This is a genomic window from Hymenobacter norwichensis DSM 15439, from assembly GCF_000420705.1.
Taxonomy (GTDB): Bacteria; Bacteroidota; Bacteroidia; order Cytophagales; family Hymenobacteraceae; genus Hymenobacter; species Hymenobacter norwichensis.
Map to the genome: position 1 here is coordinate 406,222 of NZ_ATVL01000007.1, position 15,565 is coordinate 421,786.

At 54.8% G+C, this 15,565-nt stretch carries 17 protein-coding genes; 8 read left to right on the forward strand and 9 right to left on the reverse strand.

Annotated features, from left to right (window positions below; translation table 11 throughout):
* Positions 1-69: 69 nt before the first annotated feature.
* Positions 70-1,080 (reverse strand): 3-oxoacyl-ACP synthase III family protein, encoded by a 1,011-nt coding sequence (locus G536_RS0107870; RefSeq protein WP_022823044.1) that lies wholly within the window; start codon positions 1,078-1,080, stop codon positions 70-72.
* A gap of 102 nt (positions 1,081-1,182) precedes the next feature.
* Positions 1,183-2,379 (reverse strand): glycosyltransferase, encoded by a 1,197-nt coding sequence (locus G536_RS0107875; RefSeq protein ID WP_022823045.1) that lies wholly within the window; start codon positions 2,377-2,379, stop codon positions 1,183-1,185.
* A 171-nt stretch (positions 2,380-2,550) separates the two neighbouring features.
* On the opposite strand from G536_RS0107875, the gene G536_RS0107880 reads away from it, so the two are divergent.
* Together G536_RS0107880 and G536_RS0107885 are read left to right on the forward strand one after the other, a co-directional pair.
* Complete coding sequence (locus G536_RS0107880) at positions 2,551-3,375, forward strand: 2,3,4,5-tetrahydropyridine-2,6-dicarboxylate N-succinyltransferase (RefSeq protein WP_022823046.1); 825 nt, start codon at positions 2,551-2,553, stop codon at positions 3,373-3,375.
* A 99-nt stretch (positions 3,376-3,474) separates the two neighbouring features.
* Positions 3,475-4,275, forward strand: coding sequence for a hypothetical protein (locus G536_RS0107885; RefSeq protein ID WP_022823047.1), 801 nt, complete (start codon positions 3,475-3,477; stop codon positions 4,273-4,275).
* A gap of 93 nt (positions 4,276-4,368) precedes the next feature.
* On the opposite strand, the gene msrA is transcribed toward G536_RS0107885, so the two are convergent.
* On the reverse strand, positions 4,369-4,908 hold the full coding sequence (gene msrA, locus G536_RS0107890; RefSeq protein WP_022823048.1) for a peptide-methionine (S)-S-oxide reductase MsrA: 540 nt from the start codon (positions 4,906-4,908) through the stop codon (positions 4,369-4,371).
* Positions 4,909-5,218: 310 nt separating this feature from the next.
* Positions 5,219-6,106: a 3-hydroxybutyryl-CoA dehydrogenase gene (locus tag G536_RS0107900; protein WP_022823050.1), complete on the reverse strand. Its 888-nt coding sequence runs from the start codon at positions 6,104-6,106 to the stop codon at positions 5,219-5,221.
* A gap of 353 nt (positions 6,107-6,459) precedes the next feature.
* On the opposite strand from G536_RS0107900, the gene G536_RS32080 reads away from it, so the two are divergent.
* On the forward strand, positions 6,460-6,630 hold the full coding sequence (locus tag G536_RS32080; RefSeq protein WP_022823051.1) for a lmo0937 family membrane protein: 171 nt from the start codon (positions 6,460-6,462) through the stop codon (positions 6,628-6,630).
* A gap of 87 nt (positions 6,631-6,717) precedes the next feature.
* Here the strand turns inward: G536_RS32080 and G536_RS0107910 are convergent, their stop codons facing one another.
* A complete protein-coding gene (locus G536_RS0107910; RefSeq protein WP_022823052.1) occupies positions 6,718-7,554 on the reverse strand; it encodes a hypothetical protein in 837 nt (278 codons plus the stop codon).
* A gap of 17 nt (positions 7,555-7,571) precedes the next feature.
* Entirely contained in the window at positions 7,572-9,194 is a 1,623-nt protein-coding gene (locus G536_RS0107915; protein WP_022823053.1) for an ABC-F family ATP-binding cassette domain-containing protein, read from the reverse strand.
* Positions 9,195-9,495: 301 nt separating this feature from the next.
* On the opposite strand from G536_RS0107915, the gene G536_RS0107920 reads away from it, so the two are divergent.
* Both G536_RS0107920 and G536_RS0107925 read left to right on the forward strand, forming a co-directional pair.
* Complete coding sequence (locus G536_RS0107920) at positions 9,496-9,966, forward strand: DUF4199 domain-containing protein (RefSeq protein WP_022823054.1); 471 nt, start codon at positions 9,496-9,498, stop codon at positions 9,964-9,966.
* 226 nt (positions 9,967-10,192) lie between these two features.
* The gene (locus G536_RS0107925) at positions 10,193-10,597 is read left to right on the forward strand and encodes a hypothetical protein (RefSeq protein WP_022823055.1); all 405 of its coding nucleotides are present in this window, start codon (positions 10,193-10,195) and stop codon (positions 10,595-10,597) included.
* 128 nt (positions 10,598-10,725) lie between these two features.
* Here G536_RS0107925 and G536_RS30465 read toward each other — a convergent pair whose 3' ends face one another.
* Positions 10,726-11,118, reverse strand: a complete 393-nt coding sequence (locus G536_RS30465) for a hypothetical protein (RefSeq protein ID WP_022823056.1) — start codon at positions 11,116-11,118, stop codon at positions 10,726-10,728.
* 154 nt (positions 11,119-11,272) lie between these two features.
* On the opposite strand from G536_RS30465, the gene G536_RS0107935 reads away from it, so the two are divergent.
* Positions 11,273-12,052, forward strand: coding sequence for a murein L,D-transpeptidase catalytic domain family protein (locus G536_RS0107935; RefSeq protein ID WP_026879953.1), 780 nt, complete (start codon positions 11,273-11,275; stop codon positions 12,050-12,052).
* Between the two features lie 86 nt (positions 12,053-12,138).
* Here G536_RS0107935 and G536_RS0107940 read toward each other — a convergent pair whose 3' ends face one another.
* Positions 12,139-12,333 carry a hypothetical protein gene (locus G536_RS0107940; protein WP_022823058.1) on the reverse strand — a complete coding sequence of 65 codons (195 nt, stop codon included), beginning with the start codon at positions 12,331-12,333 and terminating at the stop codon, positions 12,139-12,141.
* Between the two features lie 175 nt (positions 12,334-12,508).
* Between G536_RS0107940 and G536_RS0107945 the strand changes: the two genes are divergently transcribed.
* Both G536_RS0107945 and G536_RS0107950 read left to right on the forward strand, forming a co-directional pair.
* Positions 12,509-13,318: a M48 family metallopeptidase gene (locus G536_RS0107945; protein ID WP_022823059.1), complete on the forward strand. Its 810-nt coding sequence runs from the start codon at positions 12,509-12,511 to the stop codon at positions 13,316-13,318.
* 40 nt (positions 13,319-13,358) lie between these two features.
* Entirely contained in the window at positions 13,359-14,288 is a 930-nt protein-coding gene (locus tag G536_RS0107950) for a diacylglycerol/lipid kinase family protein (protein WP_022823060.1), read from the forward strand.
* Here the strand turns inward: G536_RS0107950 and G536_RS26875 are convergent.
* The gene (locus tag G536_RS26875) at positions 14,285-15,532 is read right to left on the reverse strand and encodes a metallophosphoesterase (RefSeq protein ID WP_051166886.1); all 1,248 of its coding nucleotides are present in this window, start codon (positions 15,530-15,532) and stop codon (positions 14,285-14,287) included. The genes G536_RS0107950 and G536_RS26875 overlap by 4 nt on opposite strands.
* Positions 15,533-15,565 lie beyond the last annotated feature (33 nt).

Genomic DNA, 15,565 nt, shown 5'->3' on the forward strand with positions numbered 1-15,565 from the left:
TTCAATAAGTCCAGACAGGTTAAGAGCAGCCAATTCTTCGTTCTCAATTCTTGATTTTTAATTGAAGGATTACCACTTAATCAGCGCGGAGGCCCAAGTGAAGCCGGAGCCGAAGGCAGCCAAGCACACCAAGTCGCCGCGCTTGATGCGGCCTTCCTGCACGGCCTCGCTCAGGGCCAGGGGCACACTGGCGGCGGTGGTGTTGCCATAACGCTGGATGTTGCTGTAGATTTTGTCGTCGGTGAGGCCCATTTTCTGCTGCACATACTGCGTGATGCGCAGGTTGGCCTGGTGCGGAATCAGCATGTCCACGTCTTGGGGTTGGTAGCCGTTCTGGTCGAGGGCCTCTTTGATAACCTGCGGAAACCGCACTACGGCGTGCTTGAACACGTTTTGGCCATTCATGTAGGGGTACATGTCCAGCTCATTGTCTACCACGTACTGCACCCGGTTTTCGCGGTTGGAGCCCGGCTCTTTCACAATCAACTCCTCGGCATGCTCACCTTGGGAGTGCAAGTGAGTGCTCAGGATGCCGTGGCCCTCGCGGGTGCTGGGGCGGAGAATCACCGCGCCGGCGCCGTCCCCAAATATCACCGATACATTCCGGCCCCGGGTGGATTTGTCGAGGCCCGAGGAATGGATTTCCGAGCCTACCACCAGTACCGTGTCGTACATGCCAGTCTTCACAAACTGGTCGGCCATGCTCAGGGCATATACGAAGCCCGAGCACTGGTTGCGCACGTCGAAAGCTGGAATGGGCGCCTGGATGCCTAACTCACGCTGAAGCAGCACGCCGGAACCTGGAAAGAAATAGTCGGGGGAGAGCGTGGCAAACACAATCATTTGCACGTCGTCGGGGGTAAGGCCGGCCATTTCCAAGGCCTTGCGGGCAGCGGCGGCCCCCATGTTGGCAGTGGTGTCTTTGCCTTCCTCAAACCAGCGCCGCTCCTTGATGCCAGTCCGTTCCTGAATCCACTCGTCGGTGGTTTCCATGAATTCGGTAAGGTCGGCGTTGGTAACCACGCGGCTCGGGACGTAGTGGCCGACGCCAGCAATTTCGGAGTGACGGAGAGAGGACATAAGGTGGGAGCGTGAGAGAAAGAAACGAGAAGTTAGGAGAGGGGGCCGAAGGTAGTAAAAACCCACAGGGCTACTTGCTAAACGGGCGGCGAAGGTCGGTAGTTACCGAATGGAATCGACCAAGGCCCGTAATTTTATACCTTCCGAAGCCCACAGAGCCGCCGTTGGAATTCCTTCAGGATAGAAAAGGGAAGTCGCGGTTAATTTTGGAGTGGTAATTTCATGCAGCATCTTGGCAGCTTCAGTCATGTGCTGCAAATCCACTACCAAGCCAGCCCGATAGCGCCGCACCACGTCTTCCCATAGCGGATTGGCGGGTATGAGCATGGGCAGACCGTGTGCCAGGTACTCGAACAGCTTGGTGGGCCGACACCGCTCGGTGCTGGGGTGGGGCTGGTAGAGCAGCAAACCTATATGGCTTTGCTGAATTTCGGCCACAATGGCGTGGTGGGGTACTGGGCCAGCCGCCACCACCAGCCGCAACCAAGCTGGGTTGGCCTGTTGCCGTTGTTGCAATTCGAGTAGTAGGCCAGGTTGCTGGCAAAAGCCAATAACTGTAAGTAACGCACCGCCTGGCCGAATCCGGTGTAGTTCTTCGGCTAGTGTTAGCGCTTCTTCGATGCCGTTGAGCCGGGAGATAGTGCCGGAGTAAAGCAGCCGGAGCGGCTCGGTGGGGGTGGGCAGCGGCCGGGGCAGGAGGGCAGCTTCCGCGGAAAATGGCTGGTACTTGTTTTCTAAAAGCAAGACTTGCTTTGGAAGAAGAGCCTTGAGAAAGGGTAGCTCGTCGGCGTAGCTTTCCTCGGCCAGCAAGACGGCCGCTGCTCGATGGGCGGCTCTGGCTTCCACCCACCGCAGCCCCGCCGCCAGCCACCGGCGCGTAAAACCGCCATACACCTGCTGGGTGCTTACGTTCAGGGCGTAGTTCTCGCGGATGTCGTAGAGAAACCGCCGGTTGGTAGCCAGCCAGTGCCAGAGCAAGGTGAGGAGTAGCAGCTCAGGGGCGTGCACAACCACCAAATCGGGTTGTAGGCGGCGCAGTAGTTGCCAGTAGCGCCATTGGGCCGCCAGCCGGGCCCAGCTTAGGCGGCTGCCTTCCAGCAAGCAATGCGTGTGCAGATTGGCCGGCGCAGTAGCGGGTACGGCCGCCGCACGGCCTGCAACGTGCACGCTAGTATTGGGCCGCTCAGCCAGAGTAACGCCAAATTTGCCGTACATCCGCGTGTCATCCAGGGGCTTAAGCACTGAGGCCAGCAGCACCGTGCGAATGCGAGAACCGGAAGGAGAAGAAAGTGGCGCCATCTTGCCCGCGAAGATGGTAAGTTTGTGCTTGAGGTGCTGGTTTTGGAGGCTGATTATTGATTGTTAAGGAGATTATCCCCTGGGCTAATCACGTCTTGTGCATGTTTCCTGTCTTTATCAATCGGCTCTTAAAGCATAACAACCCGCTCTTATCAATCAACAATCAACAACATGACCGATCTGCAACAAACCATTGAGGCCGCCTGGGCCGACCGGAGCCTGCTCCAGCAAGTCGCTACCACCGACGCCATCCACCACGTAATTGAAGAGCTCGATAAAGGCCGCCTGCGCGTGGCTCAGCCCGCCAGCGACCAGGAAGGCGGTTGGATTGTAAACGACTGGGTGAAGAAAGCCGTCATCCTGTACTTCCCTATTCAGCAGATGGAAACGCTGGAACTACCCCCGTTCGAGTACCGCGACAAAATGCGCCTGAAAACCGACTACGCCGGCCAGGGTGTACGGGTGGTGCCCCCAGCTACGGCCCGCTATGGTGCTTATCTGGCTTCCGGTGTGATTTTGATGCCCAGCTACGTGAACATTGGCGCTTGGGTAGGCGAGGGCACGATGGTAGACACCTGGGCTACGGTGGGCTCGTGCGCGCAGATTGGCGCGGGTGTGCATTTGAGCGGTGGCGTAGGCATTGGTGGGGTATTGGAGCCGGTGCAGGCCGCCCCGGTAATTGTGGAAGACGGCGCCTTCGTCGGCTCACGTAGTATTCTGGTAGAAGGCTGCTTCGTAGGAAAAGAAGCGGTAATTGGGGCCGGCGTGACTATCACGGGCAGTACCCGTATTATTGATGTCACGGGCACTGAGCCCAAGGAATACCGTGGGCACGTACCGGCCCGCTCGGTGGTTATTCCGGGTTCGTTGCCCAAGCAGTTTCCGGCGGGCGAGTACCACGTGCCCTGCGCCCTCATCATCGGCCAGCGCAAGCCCAGCACCGACCTCAAGACCAGCCTCAACGACGCTTTGCGCGAGCACAACGTAGCCGTGTAACTTTAGAGTTTGGAAGGGAGAGCCTGAAATGCAGCTAAGCCAGTACTTTAGCTTTTCAAGCTCTCACTTCTCGATTCTTTGTTTTAAAATTTCCACTCCATGAACTTCAAATCCAATCCAGCTTCGGCCGCTGAAGCCCGCGAAGAGATTCGCACCTATCTGGCGAACGAACTGGAAGCGAATCCCGCCGACATCCAGACCAAGGTTATCTACAACACCGAGCTGCCGTGGGTGGATGGGCGCAAGCAGCAATGCTACCTGGTGGAATGGTCGGTGGCCAACGGCTCCGACGGTGTGGCACTAGCCGGGCCTTACACTTACACGCTGCCCGATGTCAGCCAGGCCGAGGCCAAGCGCCTGGGCTCTCTGCACGAGTGGCGGCAGCAACTGCTCAACCTGTATGCTGGGTGCGAGCTAGCCGCGCAAGCCCGTATGAAGCAGGCGTTAGTTGACGTGTACGACCCCAACCGCACTAAGCAACTGTTGGAGGCTCTGCAAAACCCGGCTGCGCCGCGCTTTGCCGTGCGCTGCTCGTTGCGTGAGTTCATCCGTATCGGCACCGACGAGTACTACATCTTCAATGGCGACTGGGTGCACAACCCCAACTTCTCTTACTCGCCTACTTTTGGCTTCAAGCCGCGCAAGGAAGACCCAACGCTGAAGCTGCCAGTTGAGCAGGAGAACATCCAAATCAAGCCGCACAAGTTCCTAACCCCCGTGCCACCCGTTGGGGCCGATGGCGCATATCCAGGCGAAGCTACCGGCTTCATCATGGTAAAAAACGGGCAGGTAGTAGATGCTAGCTGTTCGGCGTGGGCCCGTAGCGTGGTTGATAAAGTAGCTATGTTCTATTTCCTTGGCAAGGAAATCGGGCCATTTGCCATCACCCTGCAAGGGTAACCTAGAAGCCTCGATACAGGCACAAAAAGGCCCGTTCCAAGCGCTTGGAACGGGCCTTTTTATGTCTGTAGTGGGTGCTTCCTAAATAGCTTGTTAAGCAGTTGCTTTTTTCAGCTTGTCGCCGAACAAGGCTCTCACTTTTTCCACTTTAGGCCGCGCTACAAACTGGCAGTAGGGCTCATGGCCGTTCTGCTTGTAGTAGTTTTGGTGGTAGTCTTCAGCAGGGTAGAAGCTCTTTAACGGCTCGATTTCCGTTACAACCGGGTTGTCGAAAGCGTGAGCCTCATTGAGTTTCTGCTTGTACTCCTCGGCCAAGCGGCGCTGCTCGTCGTTGTGATAATACACGCCCGAGCGGTACTGAGTGCCGGTGTCGTTACCCTGGCGGTTGAGGGTGGTGGGGTCGTGGGTTTTCCAGAACACCTCCAGCAGCTCCTTGAAACTGATAACCTGCGGGTCATAGGTGATTTGGATAACCTCAGCGTGGCCAGTCAGGCCGCTGCATACTTCGCGGTACGTAGGGTTGGCAATGCGGCCGTTGGAATAGCCCGACACCACTTTCTGCACGCCCTGAAGATCCTGAAATACGGCCTCGACGCACCAAAAGCAGCCGGCCCCGAATGTTGCTAGTTCCATGAGTGTAAGTATCTGATGGGTGAGATGCCACTCGGCAGGACTACCCCGCACAATGCTTTGTACGTGCAGCTTGGAATGGAGAAGCATATACGGATAAAAGCGAATTTTGAGCGGAAAAGTTTACGCACAGTCGAGGTAATGCTCTGCTAACGTCGCCGCTAGCTACGTTGCTTCCGCTGCTGCTCAGCCGTAAAACACAACAAGCCCCCAAAGTGCGCTCAACTTCAGGGACTTGTCTAATATAGAATACAAAGCAGGCTTGCAGCCGACCGGGGAACAGTGCAACTGCTACCGAGTTTATTGCCGCCTGCTATTTGCGGAACCGCTCAGCTATTACCAGCTCCTTGGAGCCGGCCGTGTATTGGTAGAAACCCTCGCCGGATTTCACGCCCAGGCGGCCGGCCATTACCATATTTACCAGCAGCGGGCAGGGCGCGTATTTCGGGTTACCCAGCCCGTCGTGCAGCACCCGCAAAATAGCCAAGCACACATCCAAGCCAATGAAATCGGCTAGCTGCAAGGGGCCCATAGGGTGCGCCATGCCCAGTTTCATCACCGTATCTATTTCCTCGACGCCGGCCACGCCTTCAAACAAGCTGATAATGGCCTCGTTGATCATGGGCATCAGAATACGGTTGGCCACAAAACCGGGGTAGTCATTCACCTCGGTGGGCGTTTTGCTAAGCTGCCGCGAAAGGTCCATCACCTGCTCGGTTACGGCGTCGGAGGTAGCGTACCCGCGAATCACTTCCACCAGCTTCATTACCGGCACCGGATTCATAAAGTGCATCCCAATTACCTGCGCCGGACGCTTGGTAACGGCCGCTATTTTGGTGATGGAAATAGACGAAGTATTCGAGGCCAAAATGGCTTCCTGCGGCGCATGCTGGTCTAGGTCGCGGAATATTTGCAGCTTCAGGTCCACGTTTTCGGTGGCGGCTTCTACTACTAGTTGCACTCCCTGCATGCCTTCGGCAATGCTGGTATAGGTTTGAATGCGGCCAAGGGAAGCCGTTTTGTCGGCTTCCGAGAGGCTGCCTTTACTTACTTGGCGGTCGAGGTTGCGGCCAATGGTGGCAAGGGCCTTGTCGAGGGCTGGCTGGTTGATGTCGATGAGGGCAACGGAAAATCCGTGCTGGGCAAATACGTGGGCAATGCCATTGCCCATAGTGCCCGAGCCAATAACGGCAACATGCATCGTGCTCATGCTACGAAACGAAAAAAAGGGTGGGAGGAGAGGAACATCAGCGCTAAAAATGGCGCTGGCAAAACTACTCCGAAAGCAGCATTCCCGTAGGCTAGATCAGTAATCTGAGGGCTAGGAGAAAATTGTTTGAGGAAACGCGAAAAATATATACACCAAGAAAACGCTCTCAGCGTCTATCCCTGGCTGTTTTTTCGGAAACGACCCTATAAATGCCAAAGTTTTTTAGTGCGGATATATCCTTTTGCAACCCCCCGCGTACAAATCCGCAAATCAGCTTCCCACAACATCTGTAGTTGTAATTGAAGCCTTCCTTTCCACTCTCCCCACTTCAACCACCACTTACCATGGGAAATCTATTGTACATCATTGCCGTTGTGCTCATCCTCATCTGGGCTCTTGGCTTCTTCGGCGTTTTGGGTGCTGGCATGGCTGGCAACAACCTGATTCACATCCTGTTGGTTATTGCCATCATTGCCATCCTGCTACGGGTAATCCGCGGCGGCCGGGTAGTGTAGCTATATCATAGCCGAAAATTTTAGTCTGAAAACACAAAAGAGCCTCCCCAGTCATGGGGAGGCTCTTTTGTGTTTTGCGGGTAGCTGCTACTTGCCTAGGTTCACTAGGAAGTTGAAGCGTATTTCGGGCTGCCCGTATGGCGAAGTACTAGAGCCATCAGGATTCAGCCCGTCGTTGAAGTTGTATAGTACCACAATATCCGCCGCCACCCGGTCACTGAATTCGTTACGGTAGCCGGCCCCAGCTAGCGGGGTGTTTAGGGTCCTTTTGATATTGAACCCCTGAGGCTGGCCTTGGCCCTGATTCTGGAACCGGTACTTTATATTACTGCGCGTTACCTCGTATTCGGCGTGCAGAAAGAACTGCTTGTACACGATGTACTGAGCAAAGGCCTTCAACCCCAAGTTATTGGCAATAACACTGGATGGGTAGCCATACACCTGTTGGTTGTAGTCGGAGTAGCTGATATTGGTGTAGGAATAGCTAATGCCAGGGCCTACTGCCAATTTCTCAGTCACCCGAATACCCAGTGCCGGGGCAATACTCGCGTTGAACTGCCCATCGCCGTAGAAGCTGGTGTAGCCTAGCCCGAGGTTGGTGTACAGGAAGTACTTCCGCAACGGCGGTGGCGGCGCAGCTACTCCTGGCCGTTGGGGCAGCTCCAGACCCGAAGGACTGTTAGTGGAAGGTCGGGTGGGAACGGGCTCGTCAACGGGGGGCGGAGCCGGAACGGGAACCTGCTGGCGCGGAGCCGGAGTAGGAGTGGGCGTAATCGGGCGCGGCGCAGTGCCGGGCGGGGCCGTGTTCAGCTGCGGCTTCACCGTAGAGGTGGTATCCGTGCGCTGAGCAAAGGCCGCGGGGGCTGCCAGGAACCCAGCGCCAGCCAGGAAAACCGTAAATAAGGAGCGGTGCAGAGCGTTCATACCAGGTGGTAACGCAGTTAGGAAACGAGTTGGTATTTGCGCTGACGCAGCGCTTTGATGGTGTCATCGGCCAAATACTCCTCATAGCTCATGCGCCGGTCGATGATACCATCGGGCGTAAGCTCGATGATACGGTTGGCCACCGTTTGAATGAACTGCAAGTCGTGCGAGGCAAACAGTAGCGTGCCGCCGAATTCGCCGAGGCTGTTGTTCAGCGCCGTAATGCTTTCCAGGTCCAAATGGTTGGTTGGGTCATCCAGCACCAGCACGTTGCCAGATTCCATCATCATCTTGCTAAGCATGCAGCGCACTTTTTCTCCCCCGCTTAGCACGTTGCTTTTCTTTTGCGACTCCTCACCCGAGAACAGCATGCGGCCTAAAAAGCCCCGGATAAACGATTCGTCTTTCTCGGTGGAATACTGCCGCAGCCAATCCACCAAGTTAAGGTCGGTATCGAAGAACTCGGAGTTTTCTTTGGGGAAGTACGACGGCGTGATGGTAGTGCCCCACTTAAAGTCGCCGGTATCGGGCCGGATTTGCTCGAACAGAATGTCGAAGAGGAGGGAAGCGGCCCGGTCGTCGCGCCCAATGATGGCCACTTTGTCTTTCTTATCCAGCGAGAAGCTCACGTTGCGGAACACCGTCTGGCCGTCCACCTTCTTGCTGAGGTTTTCTACAGTCAGCAGCTGGTTGCCCGCTTCGCGCTCGGGCTTGAACGCAATGTAGGGGTACTTGCGCGAGCTAGGTTTGATTTCCTCCAGCGTAAGCTTTTGCAGCAGCTTCTGGCGCGAGGTGGCCTGCTTGCTTTTGGAGGCATTGGCCGAGAAGCGGCGCACAAACTCTTCCAGCTCTTTGCGCTTGTCTTCGGTTTTCTTGTTCACGTCCTGCCGCTGACGCATAGCCAACTGGCTGCTCTCGTACCAGAACGAGTAGTTGCCGGGGTACATGGTGATTTTCGAGAAGTCGAGGTCGGCCATGTAATTACACACGGCGTCGAGGAAGTGCCGGTCGTGGCTCACCACAATCACCGTGTTTTGGAACGAGTCGAGAAAGTTCTCTAGCCAGAGTACCGTTTCGGCGTCGAGGCCGTTGGTTGGTTCGTCGAGCAGTAGCACGTCGGGGTTGCCGAATAGGGCCTGTGCCAGCAATACCCGCACTTTATCGGAGCCACCTAAGTCGCCCATCAGGGTGTAGTGCTTGTCTTCACCAATGCCGAGGCCCGAGAGCAACTCGGCCGCTTCGTATTCGGCATTCCAGCCTTCGAGGTCGGCAAACTCACCTTCCAACTCGGCGGCCCGCTCGCCGTCAGCGTCCGAGAAATCGGCTTTGGCGTACAGGGCATCCTTTTCCTCCATCACCTTCCACAGGCGCTGGTGGCCTTTGATTACGGTTTGGAGCACCGGAAACTGGTCGTAGGCAAACTGATCCTGACGCAGTACCGAGAGGCGCGAGTTAGGCGGCATGGTAACGGAGCCGGTGTTGGGCTCAATTTCGCCGGATAGGATTTTCAGAAACGTGGACTTGCCAGCTCCGTTGGCCCCAATGAGGCCATACACGTTGCCGGGCATGAATTTGATGGTGACGTCTTCAAACAAAACCCGCTTGCCATAGCGCAAGCTGACATTGGAGGTGCTAATCATAGAAGGAAAAACAGGCGAAAATTCAGAGGAAACATCTGATGAGATGCAAAAATAGGCAAAATGCGCTGGGCTATTCCGGTGATTATGCGGCTATCAGCACCCAAAGTAAAAGAGACCCAGAAGATTATATAGCAAATTTTCAACGAAAAAAATGCCGATTACCCCAACATCCCTGAATTAAATACAGTATCAAGGTTAGGAAACTTAGCAAGGTGGGTAGCTGCTTTTTGCAACACGCTATATACCCCGGCAGGTTCCTGCAATAAAATAGTCCTCTCCCAACCAAACTCCTCGAATTGCTATGACTGACACGCGTATTACTCCCGAAACCAATGGGGTCCGCTTCGGCCTGATTACCGCCGGTGCCCTTATTCTCTATACTCTGATTGCCGTTTTTGCCGGTTTCTTCGATAATCTGGCTGCTGGCGGCCTGAATTTGATTATTCTGGCTATCGGTATTTCAATGGCTATTGCCAATTACAAGCGCGTAAAAGACGACCGGATGCCTTATTTAGGCGGTTTTGGTACAGGCATTGTTACGGCCATTGTAGCCAGCTTAGGGCTAGGCTTCTTCTTCATTGCAGTAAGCGCCATTAAGCCTGACACCCTTAACCTGAGCCACGCCCGTGACTTGTTCGGTTATGATCTATCGGCTCTAATGGCGTTTTTGGCTATCATTCTAATGGGTAGCCTAGGTGGTACCATTATTTCATTGGTAGCTATGCAATACTTCAAAAGCCCCGACCATAAGCCGATTGAAGGCGTTGAATAGAGTAACACGAAGCTTGTTAAGAAGCCCGGTTCTATTTAGGAGCCGGGCTTTTTTTATGTAATAAAAGCTCGTCTGTAGCGCCGCAAAGGCATTTGTGAATATTATTGCGAAAAAATTGTTCTATTTGTTGTTAGTGTAACTTTGTTGATATATATTTGTATCAAGTAGTCGGAAGAACTCATTTGAAATTCTCATTATTCTACTTTTTACCTTAGCGCACCACCTCATGAAAGCATTGTTCGTGACTCTATTAATAATGGTTGGATTGCAAACAGCCGCTTCTGCACAAAAGCAAGACCGCCACGCAGAACTGCCAGGTACCAATGCGGTTTCACAGATTCGACTGAGCACCATCACGCGCGAGATGAGCAATGAAATGCGCTTGAACGAAGCGCAGTACATCCGCCTGCGTGCAATTAATAAAGCCAAACTGGCACGATTAGATGAAATTTCATGGCTGTACCGAGACAATGTAGCCCAACAACAGGCCTCCATCGGTGAATTGGAAGCGCAGTACGAAGCAGAGTGCAGCCGTATTCTTTCGCCTTCACAGCTAAGTGCTTTGCAAAATGAGTTCCGGCACGATGCAGTGCCAGCTACGTCTGACCCACTGGAAGGCGGAATAGGGTAGTGCTAGCGCTGATACTTGGAAAATAAAAAAGGAGGGCTTCCATACGGAAGCCCTCCTTTTTGCGTTCTGATATGCTATGGTCGGTTATTGTTGCTCGTGAATATGAGCTAAATCCAATAATGGCTTATTTAATTGGGTAGCGGCCGTTCAGTGCGGATTTCAGTGGCCGTACCAATAGCTCCGAAATGAATAACAAGCTTGTTGGCATTGGAACGAGCATGTCCAGCGTCACACTGAGAGCCAGGCTCTAAATAGTAATAGTACGTTTTCTCGGTTTGCTCAGCCAATTCCTCCTCGTCGGGGCGGCCCAATAGCTGCTCAATAGCAGCAGTAGTTTTGCCATAAAGCTTTTCCTTGTTGCTAATAAAGGCTTTGGCTTGTTCGCTACGCTTATTTTGGCACCCGTAGGTGTCCTGCGTCCAAATAGCAGTATTCAAACCCGGTACAGACGTATTGGATTGGCCGCAGGAAGCCAGCAGCACAAGTCCGGTGGCAAAGGCAAATAGGGAGCGAGGCAACATAAAGTGCGAGGGTAGGAACTGAAAATAAGAGGATTGCAGTTCAGATGTTTTGAAGAAGCGACTTTAAAGTACTATTATTGTAATCCAAGGTTTGTGTGGAGTAACAGCTGCCACTTCATTTCGTTTTTGATTGACTGCTTTGCCAATGACTCAGGTGCCGACTGTTTTTACCTCGATACTGCTCACTGCATGTCTGCTTTTCTCTATTCCGGTAGCCAGCTCCAGAGCATTGCCACCCACTAAGCCAACGTTGGAAACCCGTAGTACGCTGTACATGGCTGCTTTCGAGCAGTATGTAGCAGGTAGCTACGTGGAGGCGAAGCTCGTGAATTACGGCGTACCTGCCAACGTTTACCGGGAAGCCTTGATGGGGTATTACACGCTCAGCCGGCGCGGTCAGGTAGCTCCTAGCCAGCATACGCTTACCATTATTGATTTCGAGCGCCCCAGCCGACAGAAACGCCTGTGGGTTATCGACCTGAAAAAGCAAGCAGTGCTGTTTCACACGCTGGTTGCTCACGGCAAGAATACCGGAGCCGACCTAGCGCAGGCCTTCTCCAACCAAGAAGGCTCCGAAAAAAGCAGCTTGGGCTTTTACGTAACTGGCCAAACATACCAAGGCAAGCACGGCCTGTCGCTGAAACTGCACGGCCAAGACCCCGGTTATAATACCAACGCCGCTAGCCGTTCAGTAGTAGTACACGGTGCCGACTATGTGAGTGAAGAATTTGTACGGCAGCACGGCCGGTTAGGCCGTAGCCAAGGATGCCCAGCGCTGCCGGTTTCGCAGAGTTCTGCCATTATCCGTGCTATCAAGGGTGGCGGCGTACTGTTCGCTCACGGGCCCAACGCAGTGCGGTATCATTCCAACTGGTTGGAACTGAACTCGGCGCTACTGGCATTTGCCCAGCAGCAGGGCTTGGCCGGAAGCTAGACTTACCCGACTGAACACACGTATCCCCGGCTTCTTGATTATCTGCTCACTCGAGTTAGATGACCAAGGAGCTGGGGATACGTGTGTTAGGCCCGGTCGCTGGTAGTCTTTACCAAGTTGATACCCGCAAAAAAGAAAATCAATCCTACGCCAAATGGTACTAGGGAGTTGATTTTGCTGAGATTCACGCCAGCTACGTGCAGAAAGCCAAGAGCACCATAGATGATACCGATGATACCAAGAATAGTGAGTAAGGAGCCGAAGGTGCGTTTCTGGTTCATAATGGTGCTGAAGTAAGAGTATGTGAGAAAACAGGAAAAGGGAGAATGTGCCTGATACGGAAGTAACCGGTATTTAGGTGTGTTATACTTCGGCAACCCTGCTACCAGTGCTGCGTTACAAGCCCAACAGCCCATTAGAGGCTGAAACCCGTCCTGTTTTTTCTGCCTTCATACCATGAGAGGAAATCTTCGCTTCGTTGTTGCCATTCTGATGGCCGCCTTCGCCTTCGTAACTTATTACTGCAAACGCTCGGTGAATGAAGTAACTGGCGAAGTGCAACACGTAAGTATGTCGGCTGACCAAGAAATAGCGTTAGGCTTACAAGCCGCTCCTCAAATGGCCCAGCAATACGGTGGCTTGCACCCTGACCGGCAGGCGGCAGCCCGCGTCGAGGAAATCGGTCAACAGATTGTACGGAGCACGAAAGCTGGCCAAAGCCCTTATAAATTTCAGTTTCACCTGCTGGCCGACGAAAACACCATCAACGCCTTTGCTTTGCCAGGCGGTCAAGTATTTATTACGGCCGGCTTGCTGAAGAACATGACCAGCGAAGGGCAGGTTGCCGGCGTACTGGCCCACGAAATTGGGCACGTAGTGGGCCGTCACTCCGCCGAGCAGATTGCCAAGTCGCAGTTGACGCAAGGACTAACCGGGGCAGCAGCTATTGGCATGTATGACCCTGACCGGCCCGGTACCATGGCCGCTTCTGCTGCCGCTGCTATGGTGGGCAAGCTGCTGACGTTGCGCTTCGGGCGAGAAGACGAATTGGAAGCCGACCGCCTGGCGGTGGAATACACCCCGAAGGCTGGATACGACCCCCGCTCTATGATTAAGGTGATGCAAGTACTAGAGCAAAAAGGCGGTGGAGGCGGCCAGCCAGAATTCCTGAGTACTCACCCCAATCCCGGCAACCGGATTGGCGAATTGGAACAGGAAATTACTGCCGAGTTTCCGCAAGGCGTACCTAGCAACCTGAAGCAATAACCCGCAAGAGTGCTCACGGATTTTTCCGGTCTATTTGCTCATGACAATCCCTCCGCGTCCGCCGCTGCTTAACCTGCTGTTTGTTTTGAACCCGGTTTCCGGCGACATCGACAAGGCCACCCTCGAACAGACTATAACCGACTACTGTACCGAACGGGGCCGCACCGCCAATTTTCATCATACCACCGGCCACAACGATTTGGGTAACCTGCGCGCCAAACTAACCGCGCGCGACTATGATGCCGTTTTTGCGGCGGGTGGAGATGGTACGGTCAGCTTAGTGGCTGAGGCTTTGTTAGGCCAAACTACACCACTCGGAATTTTGCCGCTGGGCTCCGGCAATGGCCTATCCAAAGACTTAGCCATTCCGCAAGACATCCAGGAAGCCCTGCATCTTATCTGGCAAGGGCAGGAGCGAGTAATTGATACGCTGCAAGTAGGCGGGCGCTTCTCAGCTCACCTAGCCGATTTGGGTTTCAATGCTTTGGTAGTGGAGCGCTTCGACCAGGGCGATACGCGCGGGCCGGGCGCCTACATCCGGATTGCCACGCAGGAATACTTGAACTACCAGCCGGCCAGCTACCGCATCGAAACCGATTTGGAAACTTGGGAAGGGGCGGCCTTCATGGTGACTATTGCCAACGCCAATACGTTCGGCAGCAATGTGGTTATCAATCCAGACGGCAACTTGGATGACGGTCAATTTGAAATCTGCGTGATAGAACCCTTTCCCGGCGTGGCCGCTCCCAGCGTGCTCTACCGGCTCTATAATGGCGAGTTCGACGAGTCCAACTACACGCGGCGGTTCTGCTGCCGCCGGGCTTCCGTGTCGGTACCCGGTGCCCAGGAGGTACTAGTGCAAATTGATGGCGAGCCGCAAACCCTGCCTAGCCCAGTACAGATAGAAATAAATCCGCAAAGCCTACGGGTGCTGGTGCCTGCGTTGGACAAGGAAAAGCAGGCCAGTTAAGCGGGTAGCAGCGGCTCTCTGAGCACGGAGGGTACCACCAAAGGCGGAGCGGTAACCGGGCCGGGTACGAGGCGCTGCCGGAAAACTTCAGGGCTTTCCTGGTTGGCTGCCGGCTCTAGCGTTCGTAGCCACACTTCGCCATTGCTGTAGAAGTCGACGCTGAAGAAGCCCTTGTGTTCGTGCACAAACGTGGCCTTACCGCCTTTCTGCACGAAAGCCGTTTTGCTGCCCGCCCCACTCACCAAGTAGTGCCCACCGTGCCGCTCGAAATATTGCAGATTATGGTCGTGGCCGGCGGCGTAGATGACGTTGGGAAACTGATGCAACACCCGCAACAGGCGGCGGCGCATCTTACGGTAGCGCGGGTGCGCCATATCCTCGGCGGCACCTACCACTTTGCGGTAGAGCGGCAGCAACGAGCCAATAAGCGGCAGGGGTACATAAGCGCGTTTGTGTACCGTGGTCAGCGGGAATACGTGCTGCTTGGCCGTAAACTTGCCGCCGTGCATAGCATTGGAGTAGAGCGGATGGTGGCCCGCCACCAGTACCCGCTGATGCTGGTTGGCCGCCAGAATTTGGTGCAACTGCCGAAACGGCTCTTTGGAGTCGGCGGTGGGCCGAGCGCCCTGTTGCACCCACCATTGCGTATTCAGTACCACCAGTAATACCCCATCGGCTAGGGGCAGTGTAACCGGGCCCGGTACGCCGCCCTGCGGCAGATACAGCGCCGTGGGTAGGTGCTCGGCAACGTATGCTTCTTGCCGTAATAGGTACTCGTAGCCGTCGGGGCGGCCCTTGTTCCAGTCGTGGTTGCCGCTCAGTAGTACCACGCGGCCGGGGTAGCTGCCTACCGCCTCAAGTAAAGCCGTAAGCCGCTTTTCGGCGGCGGGACGGGCAGGGCTGTCGGGTGCGGGCAAACCTACGGGATATACATTGTCGCCGAGGATAACAACGGTGCCCGCCGCGCCCGTACTGTGCTGCCAATCAGCCAGTAACTGCAAAATTGGGTCGGTGCCATCGGTAGCTACGGCACCAGGGTCGCCGAGCAGGGCCACGCGGTGCAACAGGGTGGCGTCCGGGGCGGGGAGGTGCTGATGCCAGTCGTTGCGGGCAGGAGCGACGTATGGCCGCCGCCGATACTGCCGTTCCTGCCAGTAGCGCACTAGCAGCCATAGGGCTAACGCCAAGCCAGCGGCCAGCATCAGATATAGCAGTAGAGAAAGGATAGTAGAGGGCAGCGACATAGGAAACAGCAGTGTTTCTTTCTATACGTGCAA